Source organism: Halorubrum sp. CGM4_25_10-8A (assembly GCF_005435025.1).
In the GTDB taxonomy this organism is placed as follows: Archaea; Halobacteriota; Halobacteria; order Halobacteriales; family Haloferacaceae; genus Halorubrum; species Halorubrum ezzemoulense.
Window position 1 is genome coordinate 128,450 of sequence record NZ_SGTX01000002.1, and the last position, 15,125, is coordinate 143,574.

Annotated in this window: 13 protein-coding genes; 4 read left to right on the forward strand and 9 right to left on the reverse strand. The window is 67.8% G+C overall.

Going from position 1 to position 15,125, the window contains the following annotated elements:
- The first annotated feature begins 57 nt into the window (after nucleotides 1–57).
- Nucleotides 58–1,308, forward strand: coding sequence for a peptide chain release factor aRF-1 (prf1, locus tag EXE52_RS02995; RefSeq protein ID WP_137703434.1), 1,251 nt, complete (start codon nucleotides 58–60; stop codon nucleotides 1,306–1,308).
- Between the two features lie 29 nt (nucleotides 1,309–1,337).
- Here the strand turns inward: prf1 and EXE52_RS03000 are convergent, their stop codons facing one another.
- The 6 genes from EXE52_RS03000 to EXE52_RS03025 form a co-directional block, all read right to left on the reverse strand.
- Entirely contained in the window at nucleotides 1,338–1,781 is a 444-nt protein-coding gene (locus EXE52_RS03000; protein WP_049932320.1) for a metal-dependent transcriptional regulator, read from the reverse strand.
- A 43-nt stretch (nucleotides 1,782–1,824) separates the two neighbouring features.
- Nucleotides 1,825–2,310 (reverse strand): rubrerythrin, encoded by a 486-nt coding sequence (locus tag EXE52_RS03005; protein WP_049932324.1) that lies wholly within the window; start codon nucleotides 2,308–2,310, stop codon nucleotides 1,825–1,827.
- A 139-nt stretch (nucleotides 2,311–2,449) separates the two neighbouring features.
- Nucleotides 2,450–3,664 carry a Fe-S cluster assembly protein SufD gene (gene sufD, locus EXE52_RS03010; protein WP_049932321.1) on the reverse strand — a complete coding sequence of 405 codons (1,215 nt, stop codon included), beginning with the start codon at nucleotides 3,662–3,664 and terminating at the stop codon, nucleotides 2,450–2,452.
- Between the two features lies 1 nt (nucleotide 3,665).
- Nucleotides 3,666–5,096, reverse strand: a complete 1,431-nt coding sequence (gene sufB / locus EXE52_RS03015; protein ID WP_129452286.1) for a Fe-S cluster assembly protein SufB — start codon at nucleotides 5,094–5,096, stop codon at nucleotides 3,666–3,668.
- A gap of 52 nt (nucleotides 5,097–5,148) precedes the next feature.
- Nucleotides 5,149–6,075, reverse strand: a complete 927-nt coding sequence (locus tag EXE52_RS03020; protein WP_049931712.1) for an ABC transporter ATP-binding protein — start codon at nucleotides 6,073–6,075, stop codon at nucleotides 5,149–5,151.
- 146 nt (nucleotides 6,076–6,221) lie between these two features.
- Nucleotides 6,222–9,020 (reverse strand): DNA-directed DNA polymerase, encoded by a 2,799-nt coding sequence (locus tag EXE52_RS03025; protein WP_137703435.1) that lies wholly within the window; start codon nucleotides 9,018–9,020, stop codon nucleotides 6,222–6,224.
- A gap of 102 nt (nucleotides 9,021–9,122) precedes the next feature.
- Between EXE52_RS03025 and EXE52_RS18410 the strand changes: the two genes are divergently transcribed.
- The 3 genes from EXE52_RS18410 to EXE52_RS03035 all read left to right on the forward strand — a co-directional run bounded on the left by EXE52_RS18410 (nucleotide 9,123) and on the right by EXE52_RS03035 (nucleotide 10,309).
- Nucleotides 9,123–9,296, forward strand: coding sequence for a hypothetical protein (locus EXE52_RS18410; protein ID WP_167373101.1), 174 nt, complete (start codon nucleotides 9,123–9,125; stop codon nucleotides 9,294–9,296).
- Nucleotides 9,297–9,393: 97 nt separating this feature from the next.
- On the forward strand, nucleotides 9,394–9,816 hold the full coding sequence (locus EXE52_RS03030) for a hypothetical protein (protein WP_089308814.1): 423 nt from the start codon (nucleotides 9,394–9,396) through the stop codon (nucleotides 9,814–9,816).
- Nucleotides 9,817–9,841: 25 nt separating this feature from the next.
- Nucleotides 9,842–10,309: a hypothetical protein gene (locus EXE52_RS03035; RefSeq protein ID WP_089308815.1), complete on the forward strand. Its 468-nt coding sequence runs from the start codon at nucleotides 9,842–9,844 to the stop codon at nucleotides 10,307–10,309.
- 383 nt (nucleotides 10,310–10,692) lie between these two features.
- Here the strand turns inward: EXE52_RS03035 and rad50 are convergent, their stop codons facing one another.
- From rad50 to EXE52_RS03050, 3 genes are read right to left on the reverse strand one after another with little or no spacing between them, the layout of a single operon-like run.
- Nucleotides 10,693–13,380 carry a DNA double-strand break repair ATPase Rad50 gene (gene rad50, locus EXE52_RS03040; RefSeq protein WP_094580724.1) on the reverse strand — a complete coding sequence of 896 codons (2,688 nt, stop codon included), beginning with the start codon at nucleotides 13,378–13,380 and terminating at the stop codon, nucleotides 10,693–10,695.
- Nucleotides 13,377–14,696: a DNA double-strand break repair protein Mre11 gene (gene mre11, locus EXE52_RS03045; protein WP_089308817.1), complete on the reverse strand. Its 1,320-nt coding sequence runs from the start codon at nucleotides 14,694–14,696 to the stop codon at nucleotides 13,377–13,379. Before mre11 ends, rad50 begins: the two co-directional genes overlap by 4 nt.
- A complete protein-coding gene (locus tag EXE52_RS03050) occupies nucleotides 14,693–15,109 on the reverse strand; it encodes a hypothetical protein (RefSeq protein ID WP_089308818.1) in 417 nt (138 codons plus the stop codon). Before EXE52_RS03050 ends, mre11 begins: the two co-directional genes overlap by 4 nt.
- Nucleotides 15,110–15,125 lie beyond the last annotated feature (16 nt).

The following is a 15,125-nucleotide window of genomic DNA, read 5'->3' on the forward strand; positions in this document are numbered from 1 at the left end:
TCCGCCCGTATCGACAGGTCAAAGATTACTTACACGCACGCGACCGTATTCGGAGTAATGAGTAGCGACGCACAGGAGGCGAACGCGGACCGCCGGAAGTACGAGTTCCGCAAGGTCATCGAGGAACTCAAGGAGTACGAGGGCTCCGGCACCCAGCTCGTCACCATCTACATCCCCGAGGACAGGCAGATCTCCGACGTGGTGGCGCACGTCACCCAAGAGCACAGCGAGGCGTCCAACATCAAGTCCAAGCAGACGCGGACGGCCGTTCAGGACGCGTTGACGTCGATCAAGGACCGGCTGCGCTACTACGACACCTTCCCGCCGGACAACGGGATCGTGATATTCTCGGGCGCCATCGACAGCGGCGGCGGCCAGACCGACATGGTCACCCGGACGCTGGAGTCGCCCCCGCAGCCCGTCGAGTCGTTCCGCTACCACTGCGACTCGGAGTTCCTCACCGAGCCGCTCGAACACATGCTCGAGGACTCCGGGCTGTTCGGGCTCATCGTCTTGGACCGCCGCGAGGCGAACGTCGGCTGGCTGAAGGGGAAACGCGTCGAGGCGGTCAAGTCCGCCTCCTCGCTCGTCCCCGGCAAACAGCGGAAGGGGGGTCAGTCCGCACAGCGATTCGCCCGCCTGCGCCTCGAAGCGATCGACAACTTCTATCAGGAGGTCGCTGGGATGGCCAACGACCTGTTCGTCGACAAGCGCCACGAGCTCGACGGCATCCTCGTCGGCGGTCCCTCGCCGACCAAAGACGAGTTCCTTGACGGCGACTACCTCCACCACGAGCTTCAGGACAAGGTGCTCGGCAAGTTCGACGTGGCCTACACCGATGAGTCCGGCCTGAAAGACCTCGTCGACAACGCCAGCGAGGCGCTCGCCGACCAGGAGATCGTCGAGGACAAACGCAACATGGAAGAGTTCTTCGAGAAGCTCAACACCGGGCAGGAGGCGACCTACGGGTTCGAGCAGACCCGCCGCAACCTGATCATGGGATCGGTGGACCGCCTGCTCATCTCCGAGGACCTTCGCTCCGACGTCGTCGTCTACGAGTGCCCCGCCGGCCACGAGGAGTACGAGGTTGTCGACGCCCGCCACTCGACGCCGGACCACGAATGTAGCGAGTGCGGCGAGGCGGCCGAGGTCGAGGAGCGAGAGGACGTCATCGAACACCTGATGGCCATCGCCGAACAGCGCGGGACGGACACGAAGTTCATCTCCACGGACTTCGAGAAGGGCGAACAGCTGCTCGACGCGTTCGGCGGCATCGCCGGTATCCTGCGGTACTCGACCGGAGTCTAAGGACCTCTGAAGAAGTTTCTGCGGCCGTTTTACTGCTGTTCCGGCTCGACCGGCCCCGGCGCGATCTCCAAACACGCGCAGGCGTCGGACTCCGGGTCGAAGCAGTCCGGACACTCCGGCTGCCGGTCGATGATCGTGTCGAGCCGCTCGGCGACCGTGTCGTCGATGACGGCCTCGAGCTCCCGGGCCTCGGCCTGATAATCCTCGACCGCGAGGACGTTCGCGAGGAACCGCTCGATGATACAGTAGGTCTGGAGGGCGTCCCTGGCCCGGACGATGCCGTCGTCGGTCAGCTTGACGCCCTTGTACTTCTCGTGTTCGGCGAGCCCGCGCTCTTCGAGCTTGCCGATCATCTCGTTGGCGCTGGCCGGGCTGACGCCGAGCGCATCGGCGATCGACCCGGTCGAGGCGGGTCCGTCTTCGCTGTCCTGTACGACGTATATCGTCTTGAGGTACTGATCTGCGGTGTTCACGGCTGTCCTCCGTCGGCGCTCGTCGGCGACTCGTCTGTCCGGTTCATCGGCGCTCCATGACCTCCGTGACCTCGCGTACGCCCTCGGCCTCCTCGTCGCGGATCGCCGCCAGGGTCGCGATCAGCTCCTCGCGGTCGACCGAGAACGACCCGTCGGACCCCTCGATCGCCTCGATGAGGTCGTCGTAGAACTTGTACGCCGTCTCCTCGTTGCACAGCTGGTCGTACAGCACGTCGTCGAAGTCCTCCGGCCGCGTCCGCCCGTAGCGGGCGTCGACGAGCGACTCGATCTCGTCGAACGGGACGCTGTCGACGCCGAGCCCGTCGATGAGCGACTCCAGCCGCTCGCGGTGGTCCGCCGACTCCTCGGCCGCGTCCGCGAGGAGCGTCTCCACCTCCGCGTCGAGTTCGGCGTCCAACTGCTGGTAGTGGCGATGCGCTCGCGCTTCGACGACCTCCTCCAGCACGATTCCGATCTGGAGCAGCCGCGCGAGTTGGTCGTCGGAGGCGACCCGCTGGCTCACGCTCACCGCGACCACCCGAGACGGCACGATACGCGGGTTCGCATACGAACAACTCGGGCGTCGTCGGTCTTAAGCGGTTCCCCTCGCTCGCCGGTCGCTCCGGGACTCCGGGCGGGGCTGAAAAAATCCGTTCGGCGCCGGCGGCTTACTGGAGCCGCTCGAAGACGAGCTCCTCGACGTCGTCGCGGAACTCGTCGACCGCGATTTCCTCTAGGACGGGCACGAAGAAGCCCTCGACGAGCATGTTCCGGGCCGTCCGCGAGTCGATCGAGCGGCTCTCGAGGTAGAACAGGTCCTCGGCGTCGACCTGTCCGACCGTCGCGGAGTGGGACGCCTCGGTGTCGTGGTTGTGGATGATCAGCTTCGGCGACGCGTCGGCCTCGGCGTCGTCCGACAGCATCAGCGTGTTTTCGCGCTGGTAGCTGGAGGTGTTCCACGCGTCCTCGCCGACGTCCTGAACGCCCTCGTAGACGGAGCGCGCCACGTCGTCGAGCACGCCGCGGGTGACGAGGTCGGCGGTCGTCTGCTCCGCCTGGTGCCACACGCGGGCGTTGATGTCGAAGTGCTGGTCGTCCGTGCCGAAGAACGTCCCGACGATCTGGCTCTCGGAGCCGTCGCCCTCGAGCTCGGTTTCGATGTCGGAGCGGGTGAGCTTCGAGCCGAAGTTGCTCTCGATCCAGTCGACCGTCGCGTACGTGTCGGTCACGCCGCGCTTCAGCGAGTAGGTGTAGGCGTCGTCGTCGAGGTTCTGGAGCGAGCCGAACTGGACGTTCGAGTTCTCGCCCGCGACGACCTCGACGAGGTTCGAGAAGTACCGGTCGCCGCTCACGTCGGCGTCGCCCGACGTGATCGACTCGAGGATCGTCACCGACGACGACTCCTCGGCGACGACGAGCGTCTGGCTGAACAGCGAACGGGAGTTCATCTCCGCGCGCACCGTCACGTCCTCGACGTCGACGCCCTCGGGGACGTAGACGAACGTACCGGTGGTGAACAGCGCGACCGAAAGCGCCGTGAGATAGTTGTGTTCGGGGTCGAGGACGGAGCCGAAGTTCGCCTCGATGACGTCGCCGTACTCGGCGAGCGCCTCGGTGAACGGCAGCACGACGACCTCGTCGTCGCCCGCGGTCCGCTCGGTCTCGTCCGCCTGGTTCAGCGGGTCGACGAGCGACTCGAAGTCCAGCGCCTCGAGGTCGGTCCAGCGGCGGCCCGGCGTCTGGATGACGTCGGGCAGCTCCGCGGTCTCCAGCGCGGCCAGCGCGTTCAGACGGGTCTCCAAGAGCCACTCGGGCTCGTCGCGTTCGTCGGCGATGCGTCGTACCGTGTCCTCCGAGAGGCTCTCGATTGCTTGCGTGCTCATGTTATCCGAGCGAGCCCTCCATCTCGAGTTCGACGAGGCGGTTCAGCTCGACGGCGTACTCGATCGGCAGTTCCTCCGTGATCGGCTCGATGAACCCGGAGACGATCATCTGTTTGGCGTCGTCGTCGTCGAGCCCGCGCGACTGGAGGTAGAAGATGTCCTCGTCGCCGATCTTCCCGACGGTTGCTTCGTGAGCGACGTCGACCTTCGACTCGTTGATCTCCATGTACGGCATCGTGTCCGACGTCGACTCGTTGTCGAACATCAGCGCGTCGCACTCGACGGCCGTCGAGGAGTTTTCGGCGCCGTCCGCGATGTGGACGAGCCCGCGGTAGTTGGTGCGGCCGCCGTCCTTCGCGATCGACTTCGACTCGACGGTCGACTTGGTCTCGGGCGCGTTGTGGTACACCTTCGCGCCGGTGTCGATGTCCTGGCCCTCGCCCGCGAAGGCGATGGTGATGTGGTTGTCGGAGGCACCGCGGCCCTTCAGGATCGTCGAGGGGTACAGCATCGTCGCCTTCGAGCCCATCGAGCCGGAGATCCACTCCATGCGCCCGCCCTTCTCGGCGATGGCGCGCTTCGTGTTGAGGTTGTACGTGTTCTTCGACCAGTTCTGGACGGTCGAGTACTGGACGTGGGCGTCCTCGCCCACGAACACTTCGACGCCGCCCGAGTGGAGGTTGAACGCCGAGTACTTCGGCGCGGAACAGCCCTCGATGTAGTGGACCTCGGAGCCCTCCTCGGCGATGATGAGCGTGTGCTCGAACTGACCCATCCCCTCGGAGTTCATCCGGAAGTACGCCTGGACCGGCATCTCCACGGTGGTGTTTTCGGGGATGTAGACGAACGAGCCGCCCGACCAGATGGCGCCGTGAAGCGCCGCGAACTTGTTGTCGCTCGGGGGGACGCACTTCGTCATGAAGTGCTCGCGGACGAGTTCTTCGTGCTCCTGGACGGCCTTGTCCATGTCACAGAAGATGACGCCCTTCTCCTCCCACCGCTCCTGCATGTTCTGGTAGACGATCTCGGACTCGTACTGCGCGCCGACGCCCGAGAGCGCGTTCTTCTCCGCCTCCGGGATGCCCAGCTTGTCGAACGTGTCCTGGATCTCCTCGGGGAGGTCTTCCCAGCTCTCGGCGCCGCCGCGGGCCTCGATGTCCGGGCGGATGTACGGTACGATCTCGTCGATGTCGATCTCGGAGAGGTCCGGCTGGCCGGGCCAGTCGGTCGGCATCGGCATCTCCTGGAACTGCTCGAGCGCGCGCAGGCGTCGCTCCAGCATCCACTCCGGTTCGTCCTTGTCCTCCGAGATGACGCGGACCGTCTCCTCGGTGAGACCCTTCTCGGTCTGGAAGGCGGACTTCTCCTCCTTCTTGAACTCGAAGCGAGCCTCGGTGTCTGTCTCCTTGAGGTCGTCCTGTTGTGAACTCATAGTGTATTGTTACTGATTCCCGTGTTTACGTGTGTCGCGTGCCCACATTCGGTTACGCCGCCTCGTAGGCGTCTTCGCGGACCCAGTCGTACCCCTCGTCCTCGAGCTTCTCGGCGAGCTCCGCGCCGCCGCTCTTGACGACTTCCCCGTCGAGCATGACGTGGACGTGGTCGGGCTCGACGTAGTCGAGAATGCGCTGGTAGTGCGTGATCTGGAGGACGCCCGTGCCCTGCTCGTCGCGGAGCGCGTTGATCCCCTTCGAGACGTCTTTCAGGCGGTCGATGTCGAGCCCCGAGTCGATCTCGTCGAGCACGGCGACGCTCGGCTCCAGCATCGCGGCCTGGAGGACCTCGTTCTGCTTCTTCTCGCCGCCGGAGAACCCGGCGTTGAGGTAGCGCTGCATGAACTTCTCGTCCATGTCGAGGAGCTCCATCTTCTCGGAGAGAATCTCCTGGAACTCGGCGACGCCGATCTCGCCGTCGTCGGCGGGGCCCTCCATCGGGGAGGTCTCGTACCCCTCGTCGTCGTCCTCGGCCTCGGCCTCGGCGGCCTCCTCCTCCTCGTCTTCGAACAGCTCCTCGCGCTCGTCCGCCTTCGCGTTGAGCGCCTGTCGGAGGAAGTTCGTCATCGTGACGCCCTCGATCTCCGCGGGGTACTGGAAGCCGAGGAAGATGCCGAGCGCGGCGCGCTCGTTCGGCTCCAGCTCCAGGAGCTCCCAGTGATAGTCCTCGTCGTCGAGGTCGACGTCCACGTCGGCGACGTCGGCCTCGTCGAGGTGGAGCAGAATCTCACCGCCGGTGACCTCGTAGGCGGGGTGGCCGGCGATCACTTTCGCGAGCGTCGACTTCCCCGAGCCGTTCGGTCCCATCAGCGCGTGGATGTCGCCCGACTCGACGGTCAGATCGACGCCGAGAAGGATGCGTTCGCCGCCCTCTTCCGCCACTCGTGCGTGAAGATCGTTGATTTCGAGAGTAGCCATATGTATTCTCGTGCCTCGTACATCGATGGTGGGGGTTGAGGGGGTTAATGGTTACGCATCTCCCCGTCAAAAATCGCATATCGACCAAGAAATTTTCTAGCAATCGAAAACTGCTTTCCAGAGAGCGCGTTCGCGCTCGTCGGCAGTCACATGAACGAGCCGAGTCCGGTCTGTTCTTGCCCCGTCTTCACCTCCTCCCACGACATCCCGAGCGCCTCGATCACGCGCTCTATCGGCCCCTTGAGCGTCTTGTCCAGCATCTTCTCCCAGTCGACCTCGAACTCCTCGGGCACCTGATCGGCGTACTCGAAGCAGATCACGTCCGGGTCGCGCTTGAACTCCCCGTACAGGGGGTCGCGCTGGGGGTCGAGCCCTTCCTCCTCCTCCATTCGCCTCCAGAAGTCCGGGTGGACCTTCTCGATGTACAGCCGCTTCGGCTTCGACCCGCTCCCGAAGTTCGTCCCGAGCATGCGGTTGGCGTACTTCGCGCCGCGGACCTGCGCGGTCGGCGTGTCGTAGGCGTCGAGCTGCTTGCCGATCCCGCCGGGGATCCCGATCTCGTCGAGGTCCACGTCGCCGTCGAGCACCCGCGCGATGACGCCTTCGAGGTACGACTTCACCTCCTCCATGTCCTCGTCGATGTCGTCGCCGGTGACGATCGTCTCGATGACGTTCTGTTGGACCTCCTTCGTGATCCCGGCGATGTCCGAGCGCTTGTACTCGAAGCCGGTGATGTCGATGTCGTCGACCTCTTTCCCCTCCTTCCAGACGATGTGGCCCGCGTACCGCTTCTTCTTGCCCGCCTGGAAGAAGCGCCGGTAGAGCTTCTCGAACTCGATCTCGAAGCGGTGCTCGTCGGCGTTGAGCTCGTCGCGCGCGAAGTCGTCGTAGCGCTCGTTGATGTGGTCCTCTATCTCGAAGGAGGTCTCGATCGCCTCCCGCTCAGACATGTCAGAAAGGGATAACATAACTGAGTCGGTGTCACCATAAGCTACCTGATAATTAAGCTCTTCTGCCGCCTCCTCCGTGAAGTCGATGACCTCGCGGCCGGTCGCAGTAACGGCTGCCGCGCCCTCTTTGTCGTAGAGGCGGAACCGATCCCATCCCGTAACCCCATATAACGAGTTCATAATAACCTTGACAGCTCCCTGCTGCCGGTCGTACTGCTCGTACGGCTCGGTGCCCGGGTCGTGGTCGTTCCGGAGCGCCTTCTTCTCCTCGCGCTCGGAGAGCAGCTCGTCGACCATCTCGCGCATGATCCCGTCCGGCTCCTTCCGGAAGTGGGTCCCGTTGGGCGCGACGTACGTCTCGCCGCCGTACTCGTCGGGGTCGACCTTCGTCTCCGGGCCGGCGTTGATCGTCACCATACACATCGGGTAGAGGCTCTTCAGGTCCTGGACCGTCACCATCTCCTTGACGCCCGTGATCGGGTCGAAGACGGCCCCGCCCTCGAACTCCTCCGACTCCTGTTGGCCCTTCGTCGGGAGCGCGAACTTCCCGAACGCCTTGTGGAGGACGTACATGTCGACGGTGTCGCCCGGCGTCGGCGCGTCCTCGATCTTACAGCCGACGAAGGTACGCACCTCGTCCCAGAACGCGATCACGTCCTGCTTGCGGTCGATCTCCACGCACAACTCCACGTCGCGGATGCTGTACTCCAGTAAGCGCTCGGGGTCCTGCTCCCAGAGGTCGCCGATGTCGCCCGTGTAGCGCTCCTTACCGACGCCGAGCTCGCGCTCGCCGACCGCGTCGAGGCGGTACGACTCCAGCTCGGTGAACATCGTGCGTTTGTAGGCGTACAGCAGGTCGAAGACGACCCGGCCCTTCACGTCCGGGCCGCCCCAGCCGGAGCGCCACACCTCGCCGATCCGGGAGAGCCGGTCGACGTCGAGGTCGTACTCGCTCCCGTCGTCAAGCACCTCCAGCCGGTCGAGGACGTACGGCGCGTCGAAGTCCTCGAAGTTCCACCCGGTCAGGAGGTCCGGGTCGGTGTCGTCGATGTACTCGACGAACGCGTCGAGCATCGCGGCCTCCTCGTCGAACGTGCGGACCCTGAAGTCGACCTCCGCGCCGTCGCCGACGATCCCCTCGTACTCCGGGAGGTCTTCCGGCGGGGGAATCTCGGCCTCCGGCGCGTCGTACAGCCAGACGACGTACTCGTCCTCGTAGGAGTCGTGGCTGGTGAGACAGATGATCGGCTCCTCGCCGTCCTCGGGGAAGCCGCGGCGGTCGTCCACCTCGATATCGAAGGTGTTCACGCGCAGGTCGGCGTCGACCTCGGCCGGTTCGAGGTGCCCCTCGTGGACCTGAATCGTCTCTTCCCCGTCGTCGAGGCGCCGCTCCTCGACGCGGATGCCGCCGTTGATCCCGTTGTCGATCAGGAAGCGGTTCGGGAAGAGGATGTCCGCCTCGAAGCTGGTCGCGAAGTCGTCGCGGATGTTCCCCACGTCGCGCGGAGTCCGGGTGACGATCCGGGTGAGCGGCTCGCCGCGGATGCTCTCGTAGGGCTCGCCGTCGGGGCCCGCCTCGCGCGTCCCGATCACCACGTCGTACTCCTCGACGGGGTCGCGGTCGAGGTCGGCCGTCGGGACGTAGAAGTACGGCTCGACGCCCAGCACGCGGAGGTGTTCGATCACGTCGTGGTCGGCGTCCTCGACGTGTTCCGCCGGTCGCCGGCCGAACACATGGACGACCGGGTACTCGTCGCTGCCGTACCCCTCGACGGCGTAGTCGATCTGGGTGATCATCAGTTCGACGGTCCCCGTCGACTCCGGGAACTTCGCCTCGTCCACGTCGACCACGTCGTTCACGTGGCCCCGTCCGCCCCCGGCGACGACGGCCGCCTCCTGCGCGGCCAGCTCCTCCCGTTCGGTGTCCGTGTCGCCGTCGGCCTCGCCGTCCGCGTCCCCGGCCGACGAGAAGTCCGACAGCCCCGACTGAGTCATATCCGTCCTTCGGCGTCACCCGGCTAAAAAACACGGCTTTCGGGTGCGGCGAGGTATCCCGCCACGGAAAGGCATATATTGTGTGACTTCTTACCACGGCCCATGTCTTCGGATCCACGTTCCGGACCCCAGGCGGCTCGCCCGGCCGACTCCGACGCGGTCGACGCCGAGGTGGAGGTGTACGAGGACGACGGGAACGTGGTGCTTTTCGACGCGACGAACCCCCTCGCCTGGGTCGAAGCGAGCCGAACGGTGCGGCTCGCCGACGCGCTCTGACCGGCCCGCCGACCCCGCGCGCTCCGTCCGTCTCCTCCCGTAGCCGCGGCGTCGCCCGGACGGAACCCCTTTGCCCCGGCCCGGCGTAGGTCCGGGCGTGTTCAGCCTCGACGAGGACGACGAGGGCGAGATCTCCGTCGGCGAGAGCTCCGACGCCGAGCGGGAGATGACGCCCGACATCCCCAAAGCCCCGTCGGTGAAGACGTTCGACGACGGCGGCGACTTCGAGGGGGCGAGCGACGTCGACCAGGGGACCCTCCGCGCGTTCGTCGTCGCCGTCGTCTACGCCAACGCCGCCGTCCTCCTCGTCGCGCTCGGCCCCATGGTGTGGTTCTTCGAGGGGTGGTCGCGGGCCGGCCCGGCGCTGCTCGTCGCCGGTCTCCTCGCCGGGGTCCGAACGTACCAGACGTACCGGTCGTGGCGGCGCTCGCAGGGCGAGGCCGACGAGTCGGAGTCGGATCCCCTCGAAGAGGCCGATGACACTGATGCCGACTCCACCGCTGATCCCCCGGAAGCGTAATGTCCGACGGGGCGCTGGTTCGACCATGCAGACGGTCCGCGACGGCGACGGCGAGACGTACCTCCTCGTGAAGCGATCCGCCGAGTCGAGTCGCGTGCGCGACCCCGCGACCGGCGCGGAGCGGTACGTCGACAACGAGGAGCTCAGCGTCGTCGACGGCGAGTCGCCGCTCGCGACCGCCGCTTCGGGCGTGCCGGAGCCGGTCCGCCGGACGCTCGGGGCGGTCCGCGACGACCGCTCGCTCGGCCTGCTCGCCGTGGTCGCCGACGAGGGGCCGATCGCCGCGATCGACCTCCTCGACGCGGCCGACATGTGCGAGTCCGACCTTCACGGGACGCTCACGGAGTTCCGTGCGGCGGGACTGGTCGACGAGGCCGAGATCGCGGGGCGACGCGGCTACGAGGCGACGCCGGTCGCGGCCGAGGCGCTGGGGCTGTTGCGGGACGGGTCGGCGGACGAGGGCGACGAGGTTGATGAGGGCGACGGCGACTGATATCTCACATATAACCGCGATCTGCGACCGGCTGCGGCTGTTCGCTTATAAATTGTTGATTCTAGATCGACGGCGAACAGCTCCAAAGCCCCGGCCGCGAGGCTGCCCCTTTGAGCCCCACCCGACCGCGACCGCACGGCACCTCACGCCTCCCCAGCCTCGTCGGGCGCGTCCTTCGGGCTCCCTTCGGTCGCCCTCGGAGCGCCCGACTCCCTCGCGCGTGCTCCTCGCGGCCGCCGGTGGCGGCCGCTCGCAGGCACGCGCCGACGTGGAGGTGCGAGCCGTCGCCGCCGTCCCTCTCAGCGGCGGCGTCGCCGCGGGCTTCTACCGTTCCTGCCGCCGTCTGATATTTATAAAAGGACCCGGTGAAGCGGCGGTGACGCTCAGTCGTCCGCGAGCGACGCGACGTCGAGCTCCGCCGCGTCCTCCCGGCGGACGGTCGAGCGGTTCGAGCGCGGGTCCTTCTCGACGGTGACCAGCTCGTCGGCCGCGCCCACCAGCTCGTCGTCGTGGCTCACGATGACGATCTGGCGCACGCCGAACCCGCGCATCTCCTCGACCAGCCGGACGAGCCGCGAGACGTGCCCGGAGTCGAGGAACACCGTCGGCTCGTCGAGGATGAGCGGCGGCGTCGGCGCCGCGCCCTCGATCCCCTCCGAGAGCAGCCGGTAGATCGCGCAGCGCAGCGAGAGGTTGAAGAGGGCGCGCTCCCCGCCGGAGAGCTGCTCGGGGTCGAGCGGCTCGCCGTCCTTCTGGTAGACGGTGAGGACGTACTCGCCGTCGAGCTCGATGTGCGAATAGGCGTCGTTCCCGTAGACGAGCTCGAACGTCTCGTTGAGCGTGCGCTCCAGCTCGGTGACGTTGCGCTGGCGGAGCTCCGCCCGCAGGTCGCCGTACATCGTCTCCAGCTCGCTCGTCTCTTCGTGGAGCGTCTCGAGCGCGTCCACCCGATCGCCGAGCGCTTCGCGCTCCTCCCGGAGCCCCTCTAGCTCGCGGATGTCGCCTTTCACTCCGCCGATCGCGTTCTGAAGCTCCTCTCTCCGCTCGTCGAGTCGCTCGAGCTCGCCGGCGACCCTCTCGAGGTACTCCACCGCCTCTTCCTTCCGCTCTTTCGCCGTCTCGACGGCGGACTCGTCGACGGCGTCGGCGAGCTCGTCGCGCCGCTCGCGCTTGTCCGCCAGTCGGTCGCGCCGCTCGTCGTTCACCTCCGCCAGGTTCTCGCGCTTCTCGCGGCGCCGCTCGATCTCGTCTTCGGCGTCCGCGATCGCCGACAGGCGCTCCTCGACCGCCGTCACCGCCTCACGGGCGTCCGCGACCGCCTCCAGATCGGCTTCGAGTTCCTCGACGCGCGCCGCGGCGGCCTCCGCCTCCTCGCGCTTCTCCGCGGCGACCTCACGCGTGTCCTCGGCCTCAGCGCGGAGCTCGGCGGCGCGCTCGCGTTTCTCCGCGGCCTGCTCGCGCTTCCGCTCCGCCGCCGCGCGCTTCTCCTCGGCGCGCTCTTCGAGGGTCGCGATCCGCTCGTCGATCTCGTCGAGTCTGTCCGCCGCGCTCGCGAGCTCGTCCAACTCCGCGACCTGCTCGTCGAGGTCGCCCTCGCGCTCGCGGGCGGCCTCCAGCTCGGATTCGAGCTCCGCCACTCGCTCGCGATCCTCGTCGATCCCGCTCGCGTGCGGCGAGTCCTCGACCGACTGGCCGCACTCCGGGCACTTCCCGGCCGCGAGCAGCGCCTCCGCCTCCTCGACGCGCTCGCGGGCGTTCTTCAGCTCCGCCGACAGCTCGGCGATTCGCTCGCGGATCTCTCCCCGCTCGTCGCGCAGCGTCTCGCGCTCGTCGGCGACGCCGTCGCGGTCGACGTCGGCGGCCGCGAACCGTTCGCGGAGCTCCGCCGCCTCCTCGCGGAGCGTCCCGATCGACGACTCGCGCTCCGCCGCCTCCTCCGCCGCCGTCTCGGCCTCGTCGTCGAGGTCGTCGGCCTCGGACTCGATCTCCTCCGCGCGCTCGGTGCGGTCGTCGGCCTTCCCGGCGAGGTTCGTCGCTTGGTTCCGCAGCCCCTCGGCGTTCACCCGCGCGTCGTCGAGGTCCGTGCGGACCGATTCCTCACGGTCGTCGAGTTCCGCGCGCCGGTTCGCGACGGCCGCCTCGGTCGGCGCGTCGAGGCCGGCGTCGTCGAGTCGGTCGTCGATCGCGGCCTCGACCTCGGCGATCCGCTCGCGGGCCTCGCCGATCGCGTCGCGGTGGTCGTCGCGATCGCGCTCGGCCTCCCGGATCGCGGCCTCGATCTCGTCGATCTCGGCCTCGACCGACTCCAGCTCCTCCCGCTTTTCCGCGTGGGTCTCCAGCGTCTCCGCGGCCGCGTCGCGCGTCTCCTTCGCCTGCTCGCGCTGGGCCTCGTACCGGTCGATGTCGTCGGTGACGTCGCCGAGCTCGCCCTCAAGCTCGTTGAGCCGCGCGTGGAGGTCGCGGTCCTCCTTCGCGGCGATCTGCTCGTCGAGCTGGTCGAGCCGCCCGCGGCGGTTCTCCAGCACGTCCTCGACGCCGAGCCGGGCGTCACCGGCGCGCTCGCGGTACTCCTCCAGCTTCCCGAGCTGGAGGAGGTCGTCGATCGTGTCCTGCCGCTCCCGGGGCGTCGCGTTGATCAGCTTGTTCACCTCGCCCTGCCGGACGTACGCGCAGTTGACGAACGCCTCGGCGTCCATGCGCAGCAGTTCGGTGACGAACTCGCGGACGGCGCGCGCGCCGTCGCGGGCCACGTCGCTCCCGTCGGTCGACTCGAGCGTACACTTGTGGTCGATCCGACCGTCGTACGATTTGAGTCGCCGCTCGACCCGGTAGGAGACGCCGTCGTGGGTGAACCACAGTTCGACCTCCGTCTCCTCCTCGCCGTTCGTGATGACGTCTCCGAGGGTCCCGTCGAGCGCCTTCGACCCGTACAGCGCGAAGAAGCAGGCCTCAAGCAGCGACGACTTCCCGCTGCCGTTGAGCCCGTGGATCACGGTGACGCCCTCGGTCAGCCGCAGGTCGGCGTCGCCGTACGGCTTGAAGTTCGCGAGGCGGACGCGGTCGAACTTCACAGGTAGTCCTCCATGGAGACTTGGCCATCCGTCGACGCCGGGTCGGAGTCCTCGGGCTCCGCGGCCTCCGGCTCGGTGTTCGGCTCCGTCGGCTCCGACGCGTCGCCGTTCGGTTCGGTTCCGCCGCCGTCCGATTCGTCTCCGTCGGCGTCCGATTCGGCTCCGTCGCCGCCGGCCTCGACGGCGTCGAACGCGTCGAGATCACCGTCTCCGTCCAGCCGCTCCTCGACCCTGCGTTTCACCGTCTCGCGGACGTTCGCGTCGGAGACGGTGTCCTCGCGGACCGCGCGCTCCACGTCGCGCGCGGCGCTCGAGAGCGCCATCTCGTCGAGTCGGTCGCGGACCGCGTCCTCCGGGTCGGCGAAGCTCACGTCCACCTCGCCGTCGGCGTCGACCTCGCGTCGGTCGACGACGCGCGCGATGAGCGCGCCCTCGTCGGTCGCGAACTCCTCGACGGCAGCCGGCGTCACCGGGTCACCCTCCCCGGTGATCTCCACGTGGACGACCGCCTCCGCGAGGTCGAACTTGCGCACGCGCTCGCGGACCCGCGACTCGCCCTCGCCCTCGCGCAGTTCGACGGAGACGAAGACGAACGGGCGCGTGTCGAGCGCGCGGCGCCGGATCTCCACGCGGTCGTCGCCGCCCGCCGTGTCGGCGTCGAAGACGACGAGGTTGTAGCCGCGGCCCTCGCGTTCGCTCGCGCTCGCGCGCTCCGTCGACCCGGGGTACGTGACCCACGTGTCTGCGACCTCGGCGGTGTCCGGGGTGTGGTTGTCGCCGAGGAGCATCGCGTCGAAGGCGACGTCGCTCTCCGTCAGCACGGTCTCGGTGTCCCAGTCGGCGTAGCCGAACGGCTCGAAGAGACCGTGCGCGACCAAGGCGGCGTAGTCGGCGTCGTGGTCGGCGAAGGCGTAGTCGAGGTCGTCGCGCCGCGAGACGGGGACGTGGTCGAGGCCGTAGAAGGCGGTGTCGCCCACGACGACCGGCTCGTCGCCGAGCCGGGTGGCGAGCCCCAGCCGCTCGAAGAGGTCGAGCCACTGGCCGCCCCGCGTCGACTCGTGGTTACCGACGACCGCGAGGAAGGGGATTCCGGCGTCGTCGAGCCGACGGAGGACGGAAATCGTCCCCATCAGGTCTTGGAGGTCGGGCCGGCGGTCGTGGAAGAGGTCGCCCGCGTGGACGACCGCGTCGACGCCGCCGTCGACCGCGTCGTCGACCACGGCCTCGAAGGCGTCGAGGAAGTCCTGGCGTCTGACCGGCGAGTGGTACTGCGAGTACCCGATGTGGGTGTCGCCGGTGTGGATCACCCGTGTCATCTGTCCGCGTCTTGGCCGGTGTCCGGCTTAGGGATTCCGGGGCCGGAGCGGAAGTGATCGCGCTCGGCGCCGCCGGCTCGGTCGCCGATGCTGTCTCGGTCGGCGTCGCTCCCGGCGTTCGCCTCGCGGCCGTTTCCGGGGGCGTCGCCCGCCGCCGCCCGCCGGAACGACCGGTACGCGGCGAGCGCGTCGCGCCCCCGCTCGACGGCGGCGTCGTCGTCCGCGCGGTCCGCGGCGTCAATCGCTTCCGCCAGCCCGTCGAGCCCGATCGCGTCGACGAATCCGGCCGCGCGCCGGAGGTCGGATCGCGCGGCGTCCGCCTCGTCGATCACGGCGACGTACGGACGTCTCGCGGTGTCGGTTCGAGTCGCGAGCGCGGCCAGCGCGCGCTTGACGGCGGTAGTCGAGACCACGGGACGACTGCCGCGG

Bases quoted from the DNA above. Each gene is read 5' to 3' on its own strand.
- prf1 (WP_137703434.1), top strand. From the start codon at position 58: ATGAGTAGCGACGCACAGGAGGCGAACGCGGACCGCCGGAAGTACGAG.
- sufD (WP_049932321.1), bottom strand. From the start codon at position 3,664: ATGAGCACGCAAGCAATCGAGAGCCTCTCGGAGGACACGGTACGACGC.
- sufB (WP_129452286.1), bottom strand. From the start codon at position 5,096: ATGAGTTCACAACAGGACGACCTCAAGGAGACAGACACCGAGGCTCGC.
- EXE52_RS03020 (WP_049931712.1), bottom strand. From the start codon at position 6,075: ATGGCTACTCTCGAAATCAACGATCTTCACGCACGAGTGGCGGAAGAG.
- EXE52_RS03025 (WP_137703435.1), bottom strand. From the start codon at position 9,020: ATGACTCAGTCGGGGCTGTCGGACTTCTCGTCGGCCGGGGACGCGGAC.
- EXE52_RS18410 (WP_167373101.1), top strand. From the start codon at position 9,123: ATGTCTTCGGATCCACGTTCCGGACCCCAGGCGGCTCGCCCGGCCGAC.
- EXE52_RS03035 (WP_089308815.1), top strand. From the start codon at position 9,842: ATGCAGACGGTCCGCGACGGCGACGGCGAGACGTACCTCCTCGTGAAG.
- mre11 (WP_089308817.1), bottom strand. From the start codon at position 14,696: ATGACACGGGTGATCCACACCGGCGACACCCACATCGGGTACTCGCAG.